The organism is Azospirillum sp. UENF 312511 (genome assembly GCF_058780635.1).
This window is the reverse complement of the sequence record NZ_JBSNCG010000001.1, coordinates 630,627-652,384: the sequence shown is the minus strand read 5'-3', so window position 1 is coordinate 652,384 and position 21,758 is coordinate 630,627. Positions and strand designations below refer to the sequence as shown.

Genomic DNA, 21,758 nt, shown 5'->3' with positions numbered 1-21,758 from the left:
GGCCTCAGCCCTGCCGCCGCATGGGCTGTTGCGCGGGTTGGGGTGCGGTCTGCGGCGCCGGCTGCGGTGCGGCGTTCGCACGCTCGGGCCGCCCGAACAGTTCCAGCGCCGGGGGGATGGAGGACGGGCGCAGCCCCGCCAGGATTTCCCCGACGGCCCCGACCGCATCGACCAGCGCGTCGGGCATCACCGGCTTGCGCAGCAGGCCGACCGCGAAATCGCGCGCCTCCTCGCCGCGGTGGTCGAAACCGGTGATCAGCAGGGAGGGGATGTTGTGCTCCTCCCACAGCTTGCGGGCCAGCGTCAGCCCGTTCTCGCCTCCGGCCAGATAGACGTCCACCAGGGCAAGATCCGGCTGTTCCCGGACCCCCAGCCGCGTCGCCTTGGCGGCGTCGCGCAGAGGGCCAACGACCGTGTATCCGGCATTCTCCATCACGGCCTTGATGGCGGGCCCGATCAACGGGTCGTCTTCGACGACGAGCAACTTCACGGCATCTGTTCCTTGTTGGCGGACGGCGCGGGCCGACGTGGCCCGCAGCGCCCATGTTTGTCGATGCGGTGCATCAATCAAGGGGCTGATTGCGCGCAATGGAGCGAGCCGAGGGAGCACCGAACGGGCAGTGCCATCCGGAGAAGCGAACCCGCCGCCCTCTTTGCGTGTTTGAGACAGTCCAAGCGTGATGCAACCTCCGTGGGAGTCCTGCATGAAGTTCATCGAATTCACCGACCACGCCGGGGCGCCGGTCCTGATCAACGCCGCGGGCGTTCTGTACCTGCGCGGCACCGAGGGGGAGCGGACCGAGATCACCTTCGCCGGGCGCTCCGAACCGCTGGTGGTCGCCGCCCCGCTGGACGAGGTGGCCCGGACGCTGGAAGACGCCACGCCGATACCGCCCGACCCCACCCTGGCGCTCGTCTCGTAAACGGTTGGTCGTCAGGGCCCGGCCTCACACGTCGTAGATCGGGCCGGGCGTGGACTTGTTGGCGCCGCCGCGCTTCTGCTCCTCCTTTTCGGTCAGTTCGGCCTCGCCGCCCTGGTCGGGCTTGACGGTGCCATCCCTGGCTTCGTCGATCCGGTCGTCCTTGCGCTGGGGCTGGGTGGCGGGTGTCCGGTCGTCGCTCATGACGGTCCTCATGATGATTGTCGGTTCACCGTATTCAACATTTCGGGGGCTGCGACGTTGCGCCCGTCGCCTGCCCCTTCCGGAGGGCTGATCCGCGCACGGCGCGGGTTGCCTGAAACCGTTTGCTCCATCACTTTTCGGGGCTGGAGACAAACCGGAAGGACCGCCATGATCGACCTTCACTATTGGCCGACCCCTAACGGGCACAAGATCACGCTGTTCCTGGAAGAGGCCGGGCTGGATTACACGATTCATCCCGTGGACATCTCCGCCGGGGACCAGTTCAAGCCGGACTTCCTGGCGATGTCGCCGAACAACCGCATGCCGGCCATCGTCGACCGCGCTCCGGCCGATGGCGGGGAGCCGGTGTCCGTCTTCGAATCGGGCGCGATCCTGATTTATCTGGCGGAGAAGACCGGCAAGTTCCTGCCCGCCGACCTGCGGGGCCGCAAGACGGTTCTGGAGTGGCTGTTCTGGCAGGTGGGTGGCCTCGGCCCGATGGCCGGGCAGAACCACCATTTCGTGCAGTACGCGCCCGAACAGATCCCCTACGCCATCGACCGCTATGTGAAGGAAACCAACCGGCTCTACGGCGTCCTGAACAAGCGTCTGGCCGGCCGCGCCTTCATCGCCGGGGACGAGCTGACCATCGCCGACATGGCCTGCTACCCCTGGGTCGTCCCGCACGAGCGGCAGCGCCAGAACCTCGCCGACTTCCCCGAGCTGAAGCGCTGGTTCGAAGCGATCCAGGCCCGCCCGGCGACCGCCCGCGCCTATGAGAAGGGTGCGGAACTGGCCAAGCGCCCGTCGGTCACCGACGAGGGCAAGAAGATCCTGTTCGGCCAGACCGCCGCCAACGTCCAGAAGTGATTTGGAATCCCTCTCCCGTCCCGGGAGAGGGTGGCCCGAAGGGCCGGGTGAGGGTCGTGCGAGGATCAAGACACTGATCCTTGCTGGCACCCTCATCCTCCCGAGGTGGGAGAGGGCAGCAAAGCCCTTACTGCGCGGTCCAGCCGCCATCCATCAGCAGGCTGGCGCCGGTCATCTGCGCCGCCGAGTCGGAGCACAGGAAAACCGCCAGCCCGCCCAGCTCGTCCGGCGTCACGAAGGCGCCGGAGGGCTGCTTGGCGCCGAGCAGCTCCGCCTTCGCCTGCGGCTCCGGGATGTTCTTGGTCGAGGCGATCGCGTCGATCTGCTTCTGCACCAGCGGGGTCAGCACCCAGCCCGGACAGATGGCGTTGCAGGTGACGCCGGTGCCCGCCGTCTCCAGCGCCACCGTCTTGGTCAGCCCGACCACGCCGTGCTTGGCCGCAACGTAGGCCGATTTGTTGACCGACGCGACATGGCCATGCACCGAGGCGATGTTCAGGATGCGCCCCCAGCCGCGCCGCTTCATGCCCGGCAGGGCGTGGTGGGTGCCGTGGAAGACGGCGGACAGGTTGAGCGCGATCACCGCGTCCCAGCGCTCCGCCGGGAAGTCCTCCACCGGGGCGACGTGCTGGATGCCGGCGTTGTTCACCAGCACGTCGACGGAACCGAAGGTCTCCTCCGCGTGGCCGATCAGCGCGGCGATCTCCGCCGGCTTGGACAGGTCGGCGCCGTGATAGCCGACGCGCACGCCGAACTCCGCCGCCAGACCGGCGCGCAGTTCCTCGATGGCGGCGGCGTCGCCGAAGCCGTTCAGCACCACGTCCGCCCCGGCCCCGGCCAGCGCCCGCGCGATGCCCAAGCCGATCCCGCTGGTCGAGCCGGTGACCACCGCGACCTTCTGAGTCAAGGTCATGGCTTATCCTCTGTTGTCGTGTTGGTTTGGGTGCCCTCCCCCCGTCCGGGGAGAGGGCGGAACGGCGGTCAGCCTTCCAGTTCCGGGCGCTCGCGGAACTCGTCGAGCGCCATGGGATTGGCCAGCGCCTCGGTGTTCTTGATCGGGCGGCCGTGCACCGCGTCGCGCACCGCCAGTTCGGTGATCTTGCCCGAGCGCGTGCGCGGGATGTCCTTGACCGCCACGATGCGCGCCGGGACGTGCCGTGGCGAGCAGTTCTCCTTGATGCGCTTGCGGATCGTGTCCTCCAGCGCCTTGTCGAGCGTCAGCCCCTCGCGCAGCACCACGAACAGGATGACGCGCACGTCGCCGTCCCACTCCTGGCCGATGCACACCGCCTCCAGGATCTCCGGAAGCTGCTCCACCTGCCGGTAGATCTCCGCCGTGCCGATGCGCACGCCGCCGGGGTTGAGCACCGCGTCCGAGCGCCCGTAGATCACCCAGCCGCCATGCACCGTGCGCTCGATGAAATCTCCGTGCGTCCACACGTTGGGGAAACGCTCGAAATAAGCCGCGCGGTACTTGGCCCCGTCCGGGTCGGCCCAGAAGCCCACCGGCATGCAGGGGAAGGGCCGCGTGCAGACCAGCTCGCCCTTCTCGCCGCTGACCGCGTGGCCGGAGTCGTCGAAGGCCGCCACCGCCATGCCGAGCCCCGCCGTCTGCAGCTCGCCCGCCCACACCGGGGCCGTCGGGTTGCCCAGCACGAAGCAGGACACGATGTCCGTGCCGCCGCTGATCGAGGCCAGATGGATGTCCGTCTTGATGGCCCGGTAGACGTACGCGAAGTTCTCCGGCATCAGCGGCGAGCCGGTCGAGGCCAGCGCCCGCAGCGTGTCGAGCCGGTGCGTGCGGATCGGCTCCAGCCCCGACTTCTCGGCCTGCTGGATGAATTTGGCCGAGGTGCCGAACAGGGTCATGCCCTCGGCGTCGGCGTAATCGAACAGGATGTTGCCGTCCGGTGCGAAGGGCGAGCCGTCGTAAAGCAGCAGCGTCGCCCCGGCCGCAAGCCCGGAGACCAGCCAGTTCCACATCATCCAGCCGCAGGTGGTGTAGTAGAACACCCGGTCGCCCGGCTTCACGTCGCTGTGCAGCCGGTGCTCCTTGACGTGCTGGAGCAGCGTGCCGCCGGTGCCGTGGACGATGCACTTGGGCTTGCCGGTGGTTCCCGACGAATAGAGAATGAACAGCGGATGGTTGAAGGCCACCCGCTCGAAGCTCGGTTCCGCCGCCGCGAAGGGGGCGATGAAGTCGCCCCAGGTGACGCCGCCGCGGATGGCCGAGACGTCCGGCGTCTCGTTGACGTAGGGGATGATGACCGCGGCCTTGACGGTGGGCAGCTCGGTCAGCACCTGGGCGATCTTGGCCCGGATGTCGTGGCTCTTGCCGTTGTACCAGTAGGCGTCGGGGGCGAAGAGGACGGTCGGCTCGATCTGGCCGAAGCGGTCGGTGATGCCCTGGGCGCCGAAGTCGGGCGAGCAGGAGGACCAGATGGCCCCCAGGCTGGCCGTGGCGAGCATGGCGGCCAGCGTCTCGGGCATGTTGGGCACGACGGCGGCGACGCGGTCGCCCTTGCCCACGCCGGCGGCCTTGAGCGCCTGCTGGAGGCGGGACACCTCGGCCTTCAGCTCGGTGCCCGACCAGCGGCGCTTGACCTTGTCCTCGGCCCAGAAGACGACGGCCTCGCCTTCCGGCGCGTTGGCGAGCATGTTCTCGGCGTAGTTCAGGCTGGCCTCGGGAAACCAGCGGGCACCGGGCATCTTGTCGCCATCGGCCAGGGCCACGCCGCCGAGATCGCCCTTGAGTCCGGCCCACTCCCACAGGAAGCGCCAGAAATCCTCCTTGCCGGCGACCGACCAGTCGTAGAGCGCATCGTAATCGTCCAGCCGCAGCCCGAAGCGGGCGCTCGCGGCCTGCCGGAAAGCCGTCAGGTTGGAGGCGGCCACGCGCGCCTCCGACGGGGTCCACAACGGCTGATCAGAAAGCGATTGACCAGGGGACGGTTGATCCATCTTGCGGTTCCTGATGTTGGCTTTTTATGCCGTTCGGTTCTTGACGTTCAGCGACGGCCGAAGCGAGCCTGGAGTTCGCCCACGATGCCACGGCGGAAGACCAGCACGCAGACCACGAAGATGGCGCCGATCACCACCGGAACCGGCATGCTGGTGGCCGCCAGATAGCTTTCCAGCGTGACGACGATGGCCGCCCCCACCACCGGGCCGAGCAGCGTGCCCATGCCGCCGAGAAGGGTCATCAGCACCACCTCGCCCGACATCTGCCACGTCACGTCGGTCAGCGAGGCGAGCTGGAAGACCAGCGCCTTGGTGCCGCCGGCCAACCCGGCGAGGCTCGCCGACAGCACGAAGGCCAGCAGCTTGTAGCGCTCCGTCCGGTAGCCGAGCGACACGGCGCGCGGCTCGTTCTCGCGGATCGCCTTCAGAACCTGACCGAAGGGCGAATGCACCGCGCGCCAGACCACCGCGAAGCCGACCAGGAACACCGCCAGCACGAAGTAATACATGGACAGCGAGTTGTTCAGGTCGATCACCCCGAACAGATGCCCGCGCGGCACCGCCTGGATGCCGTCCTCGCCGCCGGTGAACTTGAGCTGCAGGGCCATGAAGAAGACCATCTGCGACAGCGCCAGCGTGATCATGGCGAAATAGATGCCCTGCCGGCGGATCGCCAGCGCGCCGAAGGCGAGGCCCAGCAGGGCGGAGAAGCCCATGCCGAGCAGGATGCTGACCTCCGGCCCCAGCCCCCAGACCTTGGCGGAATGGGCGGTGATGTAGGCCGCCCCGCCGAAGAAGGCGGCGTGGCCGAAGCTCAGCAGGCCGGCGAAACCGATCAGCAGGTTGAAGGCGCAGGCGAACAGCGCGAAGCACAGCACCTTCATCACGAAGACGGGATACAGCACGTAGGGTGCGGCCAGCGCGATCAGCAGCCCGATGCCGAGGATGATGGCGTTTCGGGTGCTGTCCTGCCCCGGACGGCGCAGCGCGATGGTCGTCGTCTGAGAGTCGGTCGTCTTGATTTGGGCGGCCATGGCTCAGCGCTCCCGTCCGAAGAGGCCCGCGGGCTTGATGAGAAGGACGATCGCCATCACGACGAACACCACGATGTTGGAGGCTTCGGGGTAGAAGACCTTGGTCAGGCCCTCCAGCAGACCCAGCCCCAGGCCGGTGACGATGGCGCCGAGGATGGAGCCCATGCCGCCGATCACCACCACCGCGAAGACGACGATGATCAGGTTGGAGCCCATCAGGGGCGACACCTGATAAATGGGTGCCGCGAGCACGCCGGCCAGCCCGGCCAGCGCGACGCCGAAGCCGTAGGTGGCGGTGATCATCACCGGCACGTTGATGCCGAAGGCCTGGACCAGCACCGGGTTCTCGGTGGCCGCCCGCAGATAGGCGCCGAGCCGCGTCCGCTCGATGGCGAACCACGTCCCGAAGCAGACGATCAGCGAGGCGACGACGACCCAGCCGCGGTAGTTGGGCAGGAACATGAAGCCCAGGTTCTGCCCGCCCTTGAGCGCGTCCGGGATCGGATAGGGCTGGCCCGACACGCCGTAGAAATGGCGGAAGGCGCCCTCCATGATCAGGGCGAGGCCGAAGGTCAGCAGCAGGCCGTAGAGATGGTCGAGCTTGTAGAGCCGCGACAGCATGGTTTTTTCCAGCACCACGCCCAGCAGCGCGACGATCAGCGGCGACAGGCCCAACGCCCACCAGTAGCCGAGGCCGAGCTTCGTCAGCAGCAGCCACGCCACGAAGGCGCCGATCATATAGAGCGCGCCGTGGGCGAAGTTGATGACGTTCAGCATGCCGAAGATGACCGCCAGCCCAAGGCTGAGCAGCGCGTAGAAGGACCCGTTGATGAGGCCGAGCAGAAGCTGGCCGAACAGGACCTGGGGCGGCACCCCCAGCAAGTCGAACATGACCGTCCCTCCCTGTGTATCGGACTTTTGATTTTTTGATTGATGTCAGAAGGAGGCCCCCACCCAACCCTCCCCCTGCGAAGCGGGGGGAGGCCGGGAGGGGTGCCCGTCTAAAAACTCAGACCCTTACTTCACCAGCGCGCAGCCGCTCTTGGCCGGGTCGAGGAACGCCTGCTCGGCCGGGATCGTCTTCACGATCTTGTAGTAGTCCCAGGGGGCCTTGGACTCGTCCGGGGTCTTCACCTGGGCCAGATACATGTCGTGGAACATGCGGCCGTTGGCGGCGATCTTGCCGTTCTTGGTGAACATGTCGGCGACCGGGGTCTCGCGCATCTTGGCGGCGACCTTGTCCGGATCGTCGGAGCCGACCGCCTCGACCGCCTTCAGGTAGTGGCGGACGGCGGAGTAGACGCCAGCCTGGACCATGGTCGGCTTGCGGCCGGCCTTGGCCTCGAACTTCTTCGTCCACTCGCGGGTCTGCTCGTCCATGTCCCAGTAGAAACCGGTGGTCAGCAGCAGGCCCTGGGAGGCCTGGAGGCCCAGCGCGTGGACATCGCTGATGAACAGCAGCAGGCCGGCGAGGCTCTGGCCCGACTGGGTGATGCCGAACTCCGACGCCTGCTTGACGGCGTTGGTGGCGTCGCCGCCCGCGTTGGCGAGGCCGATCACGTCGGCCTTGGAGGCCTGGGCCTGGAGCAGGTAGGACGAGAAGTCGGCGTTGCCCAGCGGATGGCGGACGTTGCCCGCGACCTTGCCGTCGAGCTGCTTGACCATCTTCGAGGTCTCATCCTCCAGCGAGTGGCCGAAGGCGTAGTCCGCGGTGATGAAGTACCAGTTCTTCTTGCCCTGCTCGACCAGCGCGCGGGCGGTGCCGGCGGCCATGGCGTAGTTGTCGTAGGTCCACTGGAAGCCGTAGGGGCTGCAGGACTTGCCGCTGAGGTCGGTCGAGCCCGGACCGGACATCAGGAAGATGCGCTTCTTGTCCTTGGTGATGCCCTGGACGGCCAACGCGGCGGCGGAGTTCGGCACGTCGGCGATGACGTCCACGTTGCCGGCGTCGATCCACTCGCGCGCCGTGTTGGCGGCGATGTCGGCCTTGTTCTGGTGATCGGCGACGACGATCTCGATCGGCGCGCCGGCGATCTTGCCGCCGAACTCCTCGGCCGCCAGACGGGCGGCGATGGCCGAACCCTCGCCGGCGAGGTCAGCGTAGATGCCGGACCGGTCGTTCATCACGCCGATCTTGATCACGTTGTTGGAGACCTGGGCGTGCGCGGCCCCGGCGGTCAGCGCCAGCAATGCGGTCCCGCACAGCAACGTCTTGAGCATTTCGAACTCCCTTCGATTGGCTTTGTTTTGCGTGTTTTCGGCAGAGGGGGTGACTTGGTCAGACACCCAGATAGGTGTGCAGCTTGTCCATGTTCTGGGCGAGCTGGTCGTTGGGGATCATGTCGACGACATGGCCTTCCTCCATCACGTAATGGCGGTCGGCGATGGTCGCGGCGAAGCGGAAATTCTGCTCCACCAGCACGATGGTGAAGCCGCGCTGCTTCAGCTTGCGCACCGCCACCCCGATCTGCTCGATGATGACGGGGGCAAGCCCCTCGGTCGGCTCGTCGAGCAGGATCAGGTCGGCGCCGGTGCGCAGGATGCGCGCGATGGCCAGCATCTGCTGCTCGCCGCCCGACAGGCGCGTGCCCTGGGTGGTGCCGCGGCCCTGCAGGTTCGGGAACAGCTCGTAGATCTGCGGCACGGTCATGCCGCCCGACTTCACCACCGGCGGCAGCATCAGGTTCTCGTCCACGCTGAGCGAGGCGAAGATGCCGCGCTCCTCCGGCACGTAGCCGATGCCGAGGCGGGGAATCTTGTGCTGCGCCATGCCGATCAGCTCCTTGCCCTGGAAGCGGATCGAGCCGTTGCGCTTGCCGACGATGCCCATGATCGAGCGCATGGTCGTCGTCTTGCCGGCGCCGTTGCGGCCGAGCAGGGTCACCACTTCGCCCTGGCGCACGTCGATGTTGACGCCGTGCAGCACGTGGCTCTCGCCGTAGAAGGCCTGGAGGTCGCGGATCTCCAGCATCGCGGTCTTCACGGTCGCGCCGTCAGGCATGGCCCACCTCACCCGTCCCCATGTAGGCTTCCATGACCTGCGGGTTGCGCGATACGACGTCGTATGCGCCCTCCGCCAGGATTTCGCCGCGGCGAAGCACGGTGATGGTGTCCGACAGGTGGGCGACGACCGACAGGTTGTGCTCCACCATCAGGATGGTGCGGTCGGCGGAGACGCGCTTGATCAGGGCGGCGGTGCCTTCGATGTCCTCGTGGCCCATGCCGGCCAGCGGCTCGTCGAGCAGCATCACCTCCGGGTCGAGCGCCAGCGTGGTGGCGATCTCCAGCGCGCGCTTGCGGCCGTAGGGCAGCTCGGCGGCGGTGTGGCCGGCCCAGGGGGTCAGGTTTACCGCCTCGATCAGTTCCTCGGCGCGGTCGTGCAGGTCGTGCAGGCTGGCCTCCGGCTTCCAGAAATGGAAGCTGGTGCCGCGCGGGCGCTGCAGCGCGACGCGGACATTCTCCAGCACGCTGAGGTGCGGGAAGACCGCGGAAATCTGGAACGACCGCACCATGCCGAGCAGCGCCACGTCGGCGGGCTTCATGGCGGTGATGTCGCGTCCCTTGTAGAGGATCTGGCCGCGCGTCGGCGTCAGGAACTTGGTCAGCAGATTGAAGACCGTGCTCTTGCCGGCGCCGTTCGGGCCGATCAGCGCGTGGATGGTGCCGCGGCGGACCTGGAGATTCACCTCCTTCACCGCGATGAAGCCCTTGAACTCCTTCGAGAGTCCACGCGCTTCCAGAATGATGTCGTCGGCCATGGGTGCCGTTTTTCCCTCCCTGTTCGTCCGCGTCGTCTGCCGGTCCGCGTTTTTGGTTAGGCTGATATAAGCACAGAACATGCCAACTGCGGAAGATTCGAACAAGCCCTTGAAATCGTTTATTTCCCCCTATGAGACTGTGGGTGCCCCATACCGTCCGGAGTGTCAGCTTTCCAGACAGACTGTACCGATCTTCCGACACACCAACGGCGGCAAGGGCGGAGCGCTCCGGGTTCGGCGGCACGGTTTCCGGGCGCCAAATGGCCGCTTGCAAATCGGGGGTCCGCCTGCAATTCTGCGCCTCCGACGGTGCCCCGGCCGCCGTGAAGGCGCGGGGATAATAGGGAATGCGGTGCGGACCCGGATGGGGTCCAAGGCCGCGGCTGCCCCCGCAACTGTGTGCGGCGAGTCGGCCTCCGGACATGCCACGGGCCGACAGGCCGGGAAGGCGGGAGGCGCGACGACGACCCGCAAGCCAGGAAACCTGCCGCCGGACCGACACTCATCTAATCCGCCGGGTGTGGCGGAGACAAGGAAGCCAGATCATGACCACCGGCCCGCTGACCGCCGGAAAGACCCCGGCCACCGTCATCACTGGCTTTCTCGGCGCCGGGAAGACGACGCTGATCCGCAGCCTGCTGGAGCAGGCCGGCGGGCGTCGTCTGGCGCTGATCATCAACGAGTTCGGCGATGTCGGCATCGACGGCGAGATCCTGCGCGCCTGCGGCGATCCGACCTGCACCGAGGACGACGTGATCGAGCTGGCGAACGGCTGCCTGTGCTGCACCGTCGCCGACGATTTCGTCCCGGCCATCGAGAAGCTGCTGTCCCGCCCGCAGCCGCCGGAACACATCATCATCGAGACCAGCGGCCTCGCCCTGCCGAAGCCGCTCGTCCAGGCCTTCCACTGGCCGGCGATCAAGACCCGGGTGACGGTGGACGGGGTGGTCGCGGTGGTCGACGCCGCCGCCGCCGCGGAGGGCCGCTTCGCCCCCGATCCGGCGGCTTTGGCCGCCCAGGCCGCCGAGGCCGGGCAGCTCGACCACGAGACCCCGGTGGAGGAGGTGTTCGAGGACCAGCTCCTCTGCGCCGATCTGATCGTGGTGAACAAGACCGATCTGGTGGATGCCGCCGATCTGGCCAAGGTCGAGGACCTGATCCGCGCCGCCATGGCCGAGGGCGGCATGGCTGAGGGCGGGGCTGGGCGCGAGGCCAAGATCCTGCGCGCCAGCAACGGCAAGGTCGATCCGGTGGTTCTGCTGGGCGTCGGCGCCGGGGCCGAGGACGACCTCGCCAACCGCCCCAGCCACCATGACGAGGAGGAGGGCCACGACCACGACGACTTCACCAGCTTCGTCGTGGAACTCGGCCCGCAGCCCGACCCGGCGGCGCTGACGAAGACGCTGGAGCGGGTCGCCGCCGCCCATGGCGTGCTGCGCCTGAAAGGTTTCATCGACGTGCCGGGCAAGCCGATGCGCCTTCTGGTGCAGGGCGTGGGAACGCGCATCCAGACCCATTTCGACCGCTTCTGGAAGCCCGACGAGCCGCGCCGCAGCCGTCTGGTGGTGATCGGCGAGACGGGCCTGGACCGTGACGCCGTGACCGCGGCGCTGGGGTGATTTTTAGCCTTCACAACCCTCTCCCCTCTGGGGAGAGGGTGGCCCGCAGGGCCGGTGAGGGGGTTGCGCTTACGCCGGGCGTTCCGCCACGCGCAACCCCCTCACCCTAACCCTCTCCCCAGAGGGGAGAGGGGATTTTCGTAAAGCACTTTCGCCATGCACCTACTCGCCGCCCGCCAGGAAGACCTCGACGCCGGCCCCCAGGCCGTGGACCTGGGGCAGAGCCCGGCGGACCTCGTCGTCCTGTCCTTCTCCGACAGCGACCTGACAGCGCTTGCCGCCTGCTGGAAGCGCCACCGTGACGAGTTGCCCACCCTGCGGCTGGCGAATCTCGCGCGGCTGGGGCACCCGCTGTCAGTGGACCTTTACGTCGAGTCCGTGATCCGCAAGGCGAAGCTGGTCGTTCTGCGGCTGCTCGGCGGGGCGGGCTACTGGCGCTACGGGCTGGACCATGTCGCCGCCGCCTGCCGGGAGTCCGGGGTGGCGCTGGCCGTGCTGCCCGGCTGCGCCCAGCCGAACCCCGCCCTGGAGGGCTACGGCACCGTTCCGGCCGAGGCGGCGCAACGGCTGTGGCGTGGATTCACCGAAGGCGGGCCGGACAACATGGCCAACCTGCTGGCCTACGCCGCCACGCTGGCCGGGCAGGACCGCCCTTGGCGCGAACCGGCGCCGGTGCCGCGCTTTGGCGTCTATGAGGGCTGGTCCGGCCACGTCACCGGCCCCTGCGCGCCGGTCGTATTCTACCGCTCCCACCTGCTGGCCAGCGACCTGGAGCCGGTGCACGCGCTGTGCGACGCGCTGGCCGCGCGCGGCCTCGCCCCGCTGCCGCTGTTCGTGGCGAGCCTGAAGGAACCGGACTGCGCCGCCTGGATGCGCGCCACCCTGACCGCCCGCAACGCCGCCGTCGTGATGAACCTGACCGGCTTCTCGGCGGCGCGCGAGGACGGGTCGCCACTGGAAGCCAACGGCACGCCGGTGCTTCAGGCCGTGCTGTCCACCACGCCCGAGGAGGGCTGGCGCGGCTCCGCCCGCGGCATGGGGCCATCCGACCTCGCCATGAACGTTGTGCTGCCGGAGATGGACGGGCGCATCCTGACCCGTGCCATCGCCTTCAAGGCCGAAGGGGCGCTGGACCCCGACCTGGAGTTCGCTCCGACGCTGATCCGCCCGGTGCCCGACCGGGTGGCCTTCGCCGCCGATCTGGCCGCCGCCTGGGTGCGGCTGGGCGCCACGCCGCGGGCCGAGCGCAAGCTGGCGCTGGTGCTGTCCGACTATCCGGGGCCGGGCGGCGGCATCGGCCATGCGGTCGGCCTCGACACCCCGGCGAGCGTCGTCGGCATCCTGGAGCGGCTGCGCGCCGAGGGCTACGCGCTGGACGGGCTTCCCGCCGGCCCCGCCGCCCTGATGGAGGCGCTGACCGGCGGCGCCACCGCCCTGCTGAGCCTGGACGACTACCGCCGCCTCGCCCCCGCCGAGGCCCGCGCCCGCATCACAGAATGCTGGGGCGACGAGCAGGCCGACCCGCTGGCTGACGGCACCATCTTCCGCTTCACCGTGCTGACCTGCGGCAACGCCACTATCGCGGTGCAGCCGAGCCGCGGCCACGGTCCGCTGACCACCACCCAGCACCACGACCCGGAGACGCCGCCCAGCCACGGCTACTTCGCCTTCCACCTCTGGCTCCGCCATGTCCTGGGCATCCACGCGCTGGTGCAGGTGGGCGCGCACGGGACGCTGGAATGGCTGCCGGGCAAGGCCGTCGCCCTGTCCGCCGACTGCTGGCCGGAGATCGTCGCCGGTCCCCTGCCCTGCCTCTACCCCTTCATCGTCAACAACCCCGGAGAGGGGGTGCAGGCGCGCCGCCGGTTGGGCGCGGTCCTGATCGGCCACCTGACCCCGCCGCCGGTCGAGGCCGGGCTGCACGGCGACCTCGCTGCACTTGAAACGGCCATCGACGAATATTCGATGGCGACCGGGCTGGACCCGCGGCGGCTGGGCACGCTGCGCCAGACCATCCTCGATCTGGCCTGGACATCCGGCGTCGCCGCCGACTGCAACCTGCGGCCCGACGACGATCCCGACGCCATCCTCAGCCGCCTCGACGCCCATCTCTGCGACATCAAGGAAATGCAAATCCGCGACGGTCTGCACGTCTTCGGCACCACGCCGGAGCCGGAGCGCCGCGCCCGCCTGCTCGCCGCCGTCGCGCGCTTCGCCACGGCCGAGGACGTCGCCCCGGCGCTGGACGCCTGCGGCGAGGCGGAGATGGCCGCCCTGCTGGCCGGGCTGGACGGGCGCTTCGTGAAGCCCGGCCCCGGCGGCTCCCCCGCGCGGGGGCGGGCGGATACGCTGCCCACCGGGCGGAACCTCTACGCGCTCGACCCACGCGGCGTGCCGACGCCGACCGCCTGGACGCTGGGCTGGCAGGCGGCGGACGCGCTGATCACCCGCTACCTGCAGGACCACGGCGACTGGCCGAAGCGGCTGGTGGTCGATTGCTGGGGCACACCGGCCATGCGCACCGGCGGCGACGAACTGGCCCAGGCCATGGCCCTGCTCGGCGTGCGCCCACTGTGGGAGAACGGCTCCGGCCGGGTCACCGGCTTCGAGGTGATGCCGGCCTCCGTCCTCGGCCGCCCGCGGGTGGACGTGACGCTGCGCATCTCCGGCCTGTTCCGCGACGTGTTCCCGCAGCAGATCGCCCTGTTCGATCAGGCCGTCCGCGCCGTGATGGCGGAGGACGAGCCCGACGACGTGAACCCCGTCGCCGCCGCGTTGCGCACCGACCGCGCCGAGCTGGAAGCCGGCGGCACCCCGGCGGCGGAGGCCGAGCGCTGGGCCAGCGCGCGGGTCTTCGGCGCCGCACCCGGCGCCTACGGCACGGCGCTGCCCGGCATGATCGCGCGCGGAGACTGGAGCGTGCGGGCCGACTTCGGCGCCGCCTATCTGGAGGGAAGCTGCCACGCCTACGGCAAGGGGCTGGAGGGCGTTCCGCTGCCCAGCCTGTTCCGCCGCCGCATCGGCGGGGCCGACGCGCTCATCCACCACCAGGATCAGCGGGAGCACGACGTCCTCTCCACCGACGGCTTCATGCAGTATGAGGGCGGCTTCTCCGCCGCCGCCGCCCTGGTCGACAACGACCCGGCGCTCTACCATCTCGACAGCTCGGAGCCGGAGAGCGTGACCGTCCGCACACTGGGGGAGGAGATCGCCCGCGTGCTGCGCGGCCGGGCGGCCAACCCGCGCTGGATCGACGGCATGATGCGCCATGGCTACCGCGGCGCCGGGGAGCTGGCGGCGAGCGTCGACACTCTGTTCGCCTTCGCCGCGACCACCACGGCGGTGCGGCCCCATCATTTCGACCAGTTGTACGACGCCTATGTGGACAACCAGCGGGTGTGGGACTTCCTGGCGCAGTCCAATCCGGCCGCCGCCCGGCATATCCTGGACCGGTTGACCGAAGCCCTGGAGCGCGGTCTCTGGCACCCACGCCGCAATTCGACGGGCGACGATCTGCGCCGCCGCAAGGAGATGTCCGCATGAGCGCGATCACCCAACTCCGCAACCCGCCGCGCCGGCGCGGCATGTGCCCCGGCGTTCTGGCCCCCATGGAGGTCGGCGACGGGCTGCTGGTCCGCGTGCGCGTCCCCGCCGGGGTGCTTCCCGCCGCCTCGGCGAAACGGATCGCGGAGCTGGGGCGGCGTTACGGCAACGGTCTGGTCGACCTCAGCCACCGCGGCAACCTGCAACTGCGCGGCGTCGCCGCTACGGACATGGCCGCGCTGATCGAGGAACTTCGCGCGCTCGGCTATGTCTCGGAGGGCGCGGAGAGCGAGGCGGTGCGCAACGTGCTGACCTCCCCGACTGCCGGCCTGGACGGGACGGCGGTGCTGGACGTGCGCCCCTACGCCCTGGCGCTCGACGCCCGGCTGGCGGCCGACCGGGACCTCCACCGGCTGCCGCCGAAGTTCGGCTGGCTGGTCGATGGCGGCGGGCAGGCCACCCTGTTCGACAGCAGCACCGACGTGCGCTTCGACGCGGTGGCAGAGGCGGTGGACGGGCCGCTGTTCCGCGTCGGGCTGGGGGGAACTTTTGAGGGAGCGGTGGTGCTGGGGCACTGCCGTCCAGATGATCTGATCGAGCTTGCGGCGGCGTTGGCGCGGGCCTTCCTGGAGCTTCGCCAGACCCTGGCCGAGCCGCCGCGGCGCATGGCCGGGCTGGTCAAGACGCTGGGGGTGGAGGTGTTGAGGGAACGGGTGGCGGGGATGCTGACCGGCCCCCTCCCCCCCGCGCTGGCGCGCGGGTCCCTCCCTCCCCCGCCGGTGGCGGTGGAGGGCGAGGCGGCGGCAGTTCCCTCTCCCTCGCAGAGGGGGAGGGTTAGGGAGGGGGCAACATCGCCCACCCGGCTCTTCCTCGGCCCCCAACCCTTCTGGCTGGGCGTCGCCTTCCCCTTCGGCCGCCTCGACGTCGACCGGCTGGAGGCACTGGCCGCCCACACCCACGAAATCCGCATCACGCCCTGGCGCGCGCTGCTGCTGGCCGCCCCCCAGGACGGCGCCGAGGAGACAGCCACCGCCCTCGGCGGTATCCTCGACCACCACGACATTCGCCTGAAGCTCACCGCCTGCAGCGGGGTCACCGGCTGCGACGTCGGCACCACCGACACCCACGCGGACGGCCTCGCCATCGCGGAGCGCGCGGCGGGCTTGCTGGAGGCGGTGCGGATGGTGCATGTCTCCGGCTGCGCTAAGGGCTGCGCCCATCCCGGCGCGGCGGATGTCACGCTCACCGCACGGGAAGGCGTCTACGACGTCGCGCTGAACGCCGCCCCCGGCGGCACGCCCTGGCGGTCCGGCCTGACACCGTCCGAGGCCGTCACCGCCGTGGCCGATCTGTCTGTTGAGGAGTTGTTCCGTGTCCGCTGAGCCGCTTTACGACTACATCCGCGATGGAGCGGCCATCTACCGCCAGTCCTTCGCCACCATCCGGGCGGAGGCCGACCTGTCGGCGATCCCCGACGACCTGAAAGCGGTGGCGGTGCGCGTCATCCACGCCTGCGGCATGGTGGACGCGGCCAACGACCTGATGTTCTCCCCCGATGTGGGAACGGCGGCGCGAACGGCTCTGCGTAATGGCGCGGCGATCCTCTGCGACAGCGAGATGGTCGCCCACGGCATCACGCGGGCGCGTCTGCCGGCCGACAACGCCGTCGTCTGCACGCTGCGCGACCCGGCGGTGCCGGAGCTTGCCAAACAGGTCGAAAACACCCGCTCTGCCGCCGCGCTGGAGCTGTGGGTGCCCCGGCTGGCCGGATCCGTCGTCGCCATCGGCAACGCGCCGACCGCCCTGTTCAAGCTGCTGGAGATGATCCGCGACGGCGCGCCGAAGCCGGCGGCGGTGCTGGGCTTCCCGGTGGGCTTCGTGGGTGCGGCGGAAAGCAAGGATGCGCTGGCCGAGGCGCCCTTTGGCCTGCCCTTCCTGGCGATCAAGGGCCGCCGCGGCGGCAGCGCCATGGCGGCGGCGGCGGTCAACGCCCTGGCGAGCGACGTGGAATAATGAGCAACGCATCCAAGACCACCGGCACCCTCTACGGCGTCAGCGTCGGCCCCGGCGATCCAGACCTGATGACCGTGCGCGCCATGCGCACCATCGGCGCCTGCCCGGTGGTCGCCTATTTCTGCAAGCGTGGCACCTCCGGGCAGGCCCGGCGCATCGCCGACGGCTGCATCACGGCGGAGCACATCGAGCTGCCGATGGTCTATCCGGTGACGGTCGAGCTGCCGCCCAGCCACCCCGACTACGGCCGCCAGATCGAGGCCTTCTTCGACGAGTCCGCCGAACGGCTGGCCGAGCACCTCGCCGCCGGGCGTTCCATCGCCGCGCTGAACGAGGGCGACGCCTTCTTCTACGGCAGCTTCATGCATCTGTTCCTGCGGCTGGCCTCGCGCTTCCCGACGGAGGTGGTGCCGGGCGTGACGTCGATGATGTGCAGCGCCTCGCTGCTGCCGCGCCCGCTGACGCTGCGCGACGACGTGCTGTCGGTCATCCCCGGCACGCTGGGGGAGGAGGCGCTGCTGCGCGCGCTGCGCAACGCCGACGCCGCGGTGATCATGAAGCTGGGCCAGAACCTGCCGAAGGTCCGCCGCGCCGTGGAGGCCGCCGGGTTGGCCGACCGCGCCTGGTACATCGAGCGGGCGAGCATGGCGGACCAGCGCGTCATGCCCTTCCGCGAGGCGCCGGAAACCGCCCCCTACTTCTCGCAGATCGTCATCCCCGGCGAGGGGCTGCGGCGATGACCGCCGATCCTCAAACCGGATGGTTGAAGGTCGTCGGGCTCGGCCCCGGCACCGAGGACTGGCTGACCCCGGAGGCCCGGCGCGATCTGGCGGAGGCGACCGACCTCATCGGCTATTTCCCCTATGTGGACCGCGTGCCGCCGGGGCCGCAGGTGCGCCACGCCTCCGACAACCGGGTGGAGCTGGACCGCGCCCGCCACGCCCTTGAACTGGCGGCGGAGGGCCGCCGGGTGGCGGTGGTGTCGGGCGGCGACCCCGGAATCTTCGCCATGGCCGCCGCAGTGTTCGAGGCGCTGGACGATCCGGCGGCGCCCGCGGCGTGGCACCGCGTGCCGCTGTCCGTCGATCCCGGCATCTCCGCGATGCAGGCGGCAGCGGCGCGGGCCGGCGCGCCACTCGGCCACGATTTCTGCGCCATCTCGCTGTCCGACAACCTGAAGCCTTGGGAGGTGGTGCTGAAGCGCCTGCGTCTGGCGGCGGAGGCGGATTTCGTGATCGCGCTCTACAACCCGATCAGCCGCGCCCGCCCCTGGCAACTCGGCGCCGCCTTCGACGCGCTGCGCGATCTCCGCTCGGCGGAGACGCCGGTGATCCTCGCCCAGGCGGTCGGACGCCCCGACGAGGCGTTGACCGTTACGACGCTGGGTGCGGTGGACGCGGCGCAGGCCGACATGCGGACCTGCGTCATCATCGGCGCCTCGCACACCCGGCTGGTGCCCCGCGAGGGTGCGCAGCCGTGGGTCTACACGCCGCGCAGCTATGGGGTGTGGGGGTGAGGACGGTGTCGAAACGGGCCCCCACCCTAACCCTCCCCCGCTCCGCAGGGGAGGGAATCTCCTCCCCCTGCGAAGCGGGGGGAGGTCGGGAGGGGGGCCCGACTCTACAGCCCTTCCAACCACCTGAGTGCCGCCTCAGCATCGTGCACCTCAGCCACGCCATTACCCTTTGGTCGCTCGACCATCACCACGGGAATGCCCCGGCGCCGCGCCGCCTCCAGCTTCGCTTCCGTGGCGCTCCCGCCGCTGTTCTTGCTGACGATGACATCCACCCGATGCTTCTCCAGCAAGGCGGTCTCCCCCGCCAGCGTGAAGGGGCCGCGGTCGAGGATCAGGCGGTGGTCCGGCAGCGTCGGTGCCGGCTCCGGCGGGTCGACGGCGCGGATCAGGTAGCGCTTGTCCGGCACCGCCTCGAACACCGCGACCTCCTGCCGGCCGATGGTCAGGAAGACGTTCCCGCCCAGCGGGCGCAGCGCCTCGGCGGCGGCGGCCATGTCCGGCACGCCGATCCAGCGGTCGCCCTCGCCCGGAACCCACGGCTTGCGGGTCAGCACCAGCAGCGGCACCCCCACCCGCGCGCAGGCCGCCGCAGCGTTGGCGGAGATCTGGTCGGCGAAGGGATGCGTGGCGTCCACCACCGCCGCGATGCCGTTCTCGACGAGATGCGCGGCCAAGCCGTCCACGCCCCCGAAACCGCCGATGCGGGTCGGCAGGGGCGGCAGCACCGGCTGTTTGGTGCGCCCGGCCAGCGACACCGCCGCGTCGATGCGCGGGTGGCCGCTGAGCAGGCGGGCCAACGCCGTGGCTTCGGTGGTGCCGCCCAGAATCAGCGCCTTCATGCTTGTCCTCCTTGGGGTGCGCCATGATTAGCACAGGACCGGGGCGCTGGCTGAGCGTCGTCGGCATCGGCGAGGACGGGTGGGACGGTCTGTCACCCGCCGCCCGCGCTCTTGTCGAAAGCGCCGAGCTTCTGGCCGGCGGTGCCCGCCATCTGGCGCTGGTGCCGGAAACGGGCGGACAGGAGCGGCTGCCCTGGCCCTCCCCCCTGTCGGACGCCTACCCCGCCCTGCTTGAGCGGCGCGGCCAACGGGTCTGCGTTCTGGCGAGCGGCGATCCATCCTGGTACGGCATTGGCGCCACCCTGTCGAAACTCGTTCCGGCTGAGGAACTGTCGATCGTTCCGGCTCCGTCCTCCTTCAGTCTTGCCGCCGCCCGCCTGGGGTGGCCGCTGCAGGATTGCGGCACCCTGACGGTGCACGGACGCCCGCTGGAGCTGATCATTCCGCATCTGCAACCGGGTGCGCGGCTGCTGGTCCTGTGCTGGGACGGAACGACCCCGGCCAAGCTGGCGGCGCTGCTGACGGCGCGCGGCTTCGGACCGTCGCGCCTGACCGCCCTGGAATCCATGGGCGGACCGCGCGAGCGCTGCATCGTTGCGACGGCGGAAGAGTGGTCGGCGGAGCGGGTGGCCGACCTGAACACGCTGGCCGTGGAATGCCTCGCCGCGCCCGGCGCCCGCGCCCTGCCCCGCGCGCCGGGCCTGCCCGACGACTGGTTCGAGCATGACGGCCAGATCACCAAGCGGGAAATCCGCGCCGTCACCCTGTCCTGGCTGGCCCCACGCCGCGGCGAACTGCTCTGGGACGTCGGCGCCGGCTCCGGTTCCATCGGCGTCGAATGGATGCTGAGCGACCCGACGAACCGCGCCATCGCCGTGGAGCACAAGGCCGACCGCGCCGCCCGCATCCCGGCCAACGCCGCCGCCTTCGGCGTGCCGGGGCTGGAGCTGGTGCGCGGCAAGGCGCCGGAGGCGCTGAGCGGGCTGCCGACGCCGGACGCCGTGTTCATCGGCGGCGGGCTGACCAACGACGGGGTGCTGGACGCCTGCTGGTCGGCGCTGAGGCCCGGCGGGAGGATCGTCGCCAACGCCGTGACGCTGGAGAGCGAGGCGATGCTGATCGCCACCCACAAGCGGCTGGGCGGGCAGTTGTCGCAGATCGCCGTCAGCCGCGCCGCGCCCATCGGTGGCTTCACCGGCTGGCGCCCGCTGATGCCGGTCACGCTGTGGCTGGCGGAGAAGCCGCTGTGACGGCGGATCGTTTCATCGCGGCGGGCATCGGCTGCCGGGTGGGGTGCCCCGGTGACGAGATTGCCGGGCTGGTCCGCGCCGCCTTCGACGAAGCCACACTGGACGAGGCCGTTCGCCGCTCCGTTCAACTGGCGGCACCGATGCGCAAGCGCAACGAAGCCGGCATGGCGGAGGCGGCGCGCCTGCTCGCCCTGCCGCTCCGGTTCGTTGACGATTCAGCGTTGATAGCGGTTCAGGACCGGACACAGACCCGCTCCGCCCGCGTCGAGGCCGCTGTGGGCGTCGCCTCGGTCGCCGAGGCCGCAGCTCTGGCCGCCGCCGGGCCGGGCTCCACCCTTCTGCTGCCGCGCCGTTCCACCCCGCGCGCCACCTGCGCGCTGGCGATTTCTGGGGAAGTTTCCGCATGACCGTGCATTTCATCGGCGCCGGACCGGGCGCGCCCGACCTGCTGACCCTGCGCGGGCGCGACCTGATCGCGTCCTGCCCGGTCTGCCTCTACGCCGGGTCGCTGGTGCCCAGGGAGATCATCGCACACGCCCCGCCGGGCGCCCGGATCATCGACACCGCCCCGCTGACGCTCGACCAGATCGTCGCCGAGTTCAAAGCAGCGGATGAGGCCGGGCAGGACGTGGCGCGGCTGCATTCCGGCGACCTGTCGGTCTACAGCGCGCTTGGCGAGCAGACGCGGGCGCTGCGGGAGCTGGGCATCCCCTACGACATCACGCCGGGCGTGCCGGCCTTCGCCGCGGCCTCGGCCGCGCTGGGGCGGGAGCTGACCCTGCCGGAGGTCAGCCAGACGCTGATTTTGACACGCACGGAAGGCCGGGCCTCGGCCATGCCGGCGAACGAGACGCTGGAGGTGCTGGGGCGGTCGGGCGCGACGCTGGCCATCCACCTGTCGATCCACGTCATCGACCGGGTGGTGGAGCGGCTGACCCCGCTCTACGGCGCGGACTGCCCGGCGGCGGTGGTCTACCGGGCGAGCTGGCCGGAGGAACGGGTCCTGCGCGGCACGCTGGCCGACATCGCCGCCCAAGTGGCGGACTCGCCGATGGAGCGCGCCGCCCTGATCCTGGTCGGCCCGGCGCTGGGGGTGGAGGATTTCCGGTGCAGCGCGCTCTACGACGGGTCGCACGTGCGCCGCTACCGGGGGCTGGGGGAGTGAGGAGGCTCTTTTCTCCCTCTCCCCTCCGCTTACGCGCAAACGAAGTTTGCGCTGACGCGGCAGGCG

At 70.0% G+C, this 21,758-nt stretch carries 21 protein-coding genes and 1 riboswitch; of the genes, 11 read left to right on the top strand and 10 right to left on the bottom strand.

What is annotated here, in order from left to right; translation table 11 throughout:
• Positions 1 to 4: 4 nt before the first annotated feature.
• Positions 5 to 490 (bottom strand): response regulator, encoded by a 486-nt coding sequence (locus tag ACWPN7_RS02910; RefSeq protein ID WP_040134430.1) that lies wholly within the window; start codon positions 488 to 490, stop codon positions 5 to 7.
• A gap of 214 nt (positions 491 to 704) precedes the next feature.
• Here ACWPN7_RS02910 and ACWPN7_RS02905 point away from each other — a divergent pair, with 214 nt between their 5' ends.
• The gene (locus tag ACWPN7_RS02905; protein WP_103039588.1) at positions 705 to 923 is read left to right on the top strand and encodes a hypothetical protein; all 219 of its coding nucleotides are present in this window, start codon (positions 705 to 707) and stop codon (positions 921 to 923) included.
• Between the two features lie 24 nt (positions 924 to 947).
• Here ACWPN7_RS02905 and ACWPN7_RS02900 read toward each other — a convergent pair whose 3' ends face one another.
• Positions 948 to 1,124: a hypothetical protein gene (locus ACWPN7_RS02900; protein WP_014197549.1), complete on the bottom strand. Its 177-nt coding sequence runs from the start codon at positions 1,122 to 1,124 to the stop codon at positions 948 to 950.
• A gap of 168 nt (positions 1,125 to 1,292) precedes the next feature.
• Between ACWPN7_RS02900 and ACWPN7_RS02895 the strand changes: the two genes are divergently transcribed.
• On the top strand, positions 1,293 to 1,994 hold the full coding sequence (locus ACWPN7_RS02895; RefSeq protein WP_103039589.1) for a glutathione binding-like protein: 702 nt from the start codon (positions 1,293 to 1,295) through the stop codon (positions 1,992 to 1,994).
• 127 nt (positions 1,995 to 2,121) lie between these two features.
• On the opposite strand, the gene ACWPN7_RS02890 is transcribed toward ACWPN7_RS02895, so the two are convergent.
• From ACWPN7_RS02890 to ACWPN7_RS02860, 7 genes are all read right to left on the bottom strand, one after another.
• Positions 2,122 to 2,907 carry a 3-hydroxybutyrate dehydrogenase gene (locus tag ACWPN7_RS02890; RefSeq protein ID WP_456525163.1) on the bottom strand — a complete coding sequence of 262 codons (786 nt, stop codon included), beginning with the start codon at positions 2,905 to 2,907 and terminating at the stop codon, positions 2,122 to 2,124.
• Positions 2,908 to 2,975: 68 nt separating this feature from the next.
• On the bottom strand, positions 2,976 to 4,955 hold the full coding sequence (locus tag ACWPN7_RS02885) for an acetoacetate--CoA ligase (RefSeq protein ID WP_459196637.1): 1,980 nt from the start codon (positions 4,953 to 4,955) through the stop codon (positions 2,976 to 2,978).
• Between the two features lie 47 nt (positions 4,956 to 5,002).
• Positions 5,003 to 5,989 (bottom strand): branched-chain amino acid ABC transporter permease, encoded by a 987-nt coding sequence (locus ACWPN7_RS02880; RefSeq protein WP_040134434.1) that lies wholly within the window; start codon positions 5,987 to 5,989, stop codon positions 5,003 to 5,005.
• 3 nt (positions 5,990 to 5,992) lie between these two features.
• A complete protein-coding gene (locus ACWPN7_RS02875) occupies positions 5,993 to 6,880 on the bottom strand; it encodes a branched-chain amino acid ABC transporter permease (protein ID WP_040134435.1) in 888 nt (295 codons plus the stop codon).
• Between the two features lie 126 nt (positions 6,881 to 7,006).
• Entirely contained in the window at positions 7,007 to 8,209 is a 1,203-nt protein-coding gene (locus ACWPN7_RS02870) for an ABC transporter substrate-binding protein (protein ID WP_040134436.1), read from the bottom strand.
• 58 nt (positions 8,210 to 8,267) lie between these two features.
• A complete protein-coding gene (locus ACWPN7_RS02865; protein ID WP_145690030.1) occupies positions 8,268 to 8,990 on the bottom strand; it encodes an ABC transporter ATP-binding protein in 723 nt (240 codons plus the stop codon).
• Positions 8,983 to 9,747, bottom strand: coding sequence for an ABC transporter ATP-binding protein (locus ACWPN7_RS02860; RefSeq protein ID WP_040134438.1), 765 nt, complete (start codon positions 9,745 to 9,747; stop codon positions 8,983 to 8,985). Before ACWPN7_RS02860 ends, ACWPN7_RS02865 begins: the two co-directional genes overlap by 8 nt.
• A gap of 290 nt (positions 9,748 to 10,037) precedes the next feature.
• Positions 10,038 to 10,253: riboswitch (cobalamin riboswitch) on the top strand.
• A gap of 39 nt (positions 10,254 to 10,292) precedes the next feature.
• Between ACWPN7_RS02860 and cobW the strand changes: the two genes are divergently transcribed.
• From cobW to cobJ, 6 genes are all read left to right on the top strand, one after another.
• Positions 10,293 to 11,366: a cobalamin biosynthesis protein CobW gene (gene cobW, locus ACWPN7_RS02855; RefSeq protein WP_459196636.1), complete on the top strand. Its 1,074-nt coding sequence runs from the start codon at positions 10,293 to 10,295 to the stop codon at positions 11,364 to 11,366.
• Positions 11,367 to 11,522: 156 nt separating this feature from the next.
• Positions 11,523 to 14,909, top strand: a complete 3,387-nt coding sequence (gene cobN / locus ACWPN7_RS02850; protein WP_459196635.1) for a cobaltochelatase subunit CobN — start codon at positions 11,523 to 11,525, stop codon at positions 14,907 to 14,909.
• Entirely contained in the window at positions 14,906 to 16,291 is a 1,386-nt protein-coding gene (gene cobG / locus ACWPN7_RS02845; protein ID WP_459196634.1) for a precorrin-3B synthase, read from the top strand. Before cobN ends, cobG begins: the two co-directional genes overlap by 4 nt.
• Complete coding sequence (locus tag ACWPN7_RS02840; RefSeq protein WP_407825333.1) at positions 16,281 to 16,922, top strand: precorrin-8X methylmutase; 642 nt, start codon at positions 16,281 to 16,283, stop codon at positions 16,920 to 16,922. The genes cobG and ACWPN7_RS02840 overlap by 11 nt, the downstream gene beginning before the upstream one ends.
• A complete protein-coding gene (locus ACWPN7_RS02835) occupies positions 16,922 to 17,662 on the top strand; it encodes a precorrin-2 C(20)-methyltransferase (protein WP_040134443.1) in 741 nt (246 codons plus the stop codon). Before ACWPN7_RS02840 ends, ACWPN7_RS02835 begins: the two co-directional genes overlap by 1 nt.
• Complete coding sequence (cobJ, locus tag ACWPN7_RS02830) at positions 17,659 to 18,438, top strand: precorrin-3B C(17)-methyltransferase (RefSeq protein WP_459196633.1); 780 nt, start codon at positions 17,659 to 17,661, stop codon at positions 18,436 to 18,438. The genes ACWPN7_RS02835 and cobJ overlap by 4 nt, the downstream gene beginning before the upstream one ends.
• Positions 18,439 to 18,542: 104 nt before the next feature.
• Here the strand turns inward: cobJ and ACWPN7_RS02825 are convergent, their stop codons facing one another.
• Entirely contained in the window at positions 18,543 to 19,277 is a 735-nt protein-coding gene (locus ACWPN7_RS02825; RefSeq protein ID WP_459196632.1) for a cobalt-precorrin-6A reductase, read from the bottom strand.
• Positions 19,278 to 19,300: 23 nt separating this feature from the next.
• On the opposite strand from ACWPN7_RS02825, the gene cbiE reads away from it, so the two are divergent.
• The 3 genes from cbiE to cobM are packed head-to-tail and all read left to right on the top strand — an operon-like array spanning position 19,301 to position 21,692.
• A complete protein-coding gene (gene cbiE, locus ACWPN7_RS02820) occupies positions 19,301 to 20,527 on the top strand; it encodes a precorrin-6y C5,15-methyltransferase (decarboxylating) subunit CbiE (RefSeq protein WP_456525157.1) in 1,227 nt (408 codons plus the stop codon).
• Positions 20,524 to 20,934: a cobalamin biosynthesis protein gene (locus tag ACWPN7_RS02815; protein ID WP_149650191.1), complete on the top strand. Its 411-nt coding sequence runs from the start codon at positions 20,524 to 20,526 to the stop codon at positions 20,932 to 20,934. Before cbiE ends, ACWPN7_RS02815 begins: the two co-directional genes overlap by 4 nt.
• Positions 20,931 to 21,692, top strand: a complete 762-nt coding sequence (gene cobM / locus ACWPN7_RS02810; protein WP_200776801.1) for a precorrin-4 C(11)-methyltransferase — start codon at positions 20,931 to 20,933, stop codon at positions 21,690 to 21,692. The genes ACWPN7_RS02815 and cobM overlap by 4 nt, the downstream gene beginning before the upstream one ends.
• Positions 21,693 to 21,758: the final 66 nt, after the last annotated feature.

Excerpts from the sequence above, each read along its gene's own strand:
- cobJ (WP_459196633.1), top strand. The coding sequence starts at position 17,659 with ATGACCGCCGATCCTCAAACCGGATGGTTGAAGGTCGTCGGGCTCGGC.
- ACWPN7_RS02895 (WP_103039589.1), top strand. The coding sequence starts at position 1,293 with ATGATCGACCTTCACTATTGGCCGACCCCTAACGGGCACAAGATCACG.
- ACWPN7_RS02865 (WP_145690030.1), bottom strand. The coding sequence starts at position 8,990 with ATGCCTGACGGCGCGACCGTGAAGACCGCGATGCTGGAGATCCGCGAC.
- cobG (WP_459196634.1), top strand. The coding sequence starts at position 14,906 with ATGAGCGCGATCACCCAACTCCGCAACCCGCCGCGCCGGCGCGGCATG.
- cobN (WP_459196635.1), top strand. The coding sequence starts at position 11,523 with ATGCACCTACTCGCCGCCCGCCAGGAAGACCTCGACGCCGGCCCCCAG.
- ACWPN7_RS02860 (WP_040134438.1), bottom strand. The coding sequence starts at position 9,747 with ATGGCCGACGACATCATTCTGGAAGCGCGTGGACTCTCGAAGGAGTTC.
- ACWPN7_RS02835 (WP_040134443.1), top strand. The coding sequence starts at position 16,922 with ATGAGCAACGCATCCAAGACCACCGGCACCCTCTACGGCGTCAGCGTC.
- cobM (WP_200776801.1), top strand. The coding sequence starts at position 20,931 with ATGACCGTGCATTTCATCGGCGCCGGACCGGGCGCGCCCGACCTGCTG.
- ACWPN7_RS02900 (WP_014197549.1), bottom strand. The coding sequence starts at position 1,124 with ATGAGCGACGACCGGACACCCGCCACCCAGCCCCAGCGCAAGGACGAC.
- cbiE (WP_456525157.1), top strand. The coding sequence starts at position 19,301 with ATGATTAGCACAGGACCGGGGCGCTGGCTGAGCGTCGTCGGCATCGGC.
- ACWPN7_RS02870 (WP_040134436.1), bottom strand. The coding sequence starts at position 8,209 with ATGCTCAAGACGTTGCTGTGCGGGACCGCATTGCTGGCGCTGACCGCC.
- ACWPN7_RS02885 (WP_459196637.1), bottom strand. The coding sequence starts at position 4,955 with ATGGATCAACCGTCCCCTGGTCAATCGCTTTCTGATCAGCCGTTGTGG.
- cobW (WP_459196636.1), top strand. The coding sequence starts at position 10,293 with ATGACCACCGGCCCGCTGACCGCCGGAAAGACCCCGGCCACCGTCATC.
- ACWPN7_RS02825 (WP_459196632.1), bottom strand. The coding sequence starts at position 19,277 with ATGAAGGCGCTGATTCTGGGCGGCACCACCGAAGCCACGGCGTTGGCC.
- ACWPN7_RS02890 (WP_456525163.1), bottom strand. The coding sequence starts at position 2,907 with ATGACCTTGACTCAGAAGGTCGCGGTGGTCACCGGCTCGACCAGCGGG.
- ACWPN7_RS02905 (WP_103039588.1), top strand. The coding sequence starts at position 705 with ATGAAGTTCATCGAATTCACCGACCACGCCGGGGCGCCGGTCCTGATC.
- ACWPN7_RS02880 (WP_040134434.1), bottom strand. The coding sequence starts at position 5,989 with ATGGCCGCCCAAATCAAGACGACCGACTCTCAGACGACGACCATCGCG.
- ACWPN7_RS02875 (WP_040134435.1), bottom strand. The coding sequence starts at position 6,880 with ATGTTCGACTTGCTGGGGGTGCCGCCCCAGGTCCTGTTCGGCCAGCTT.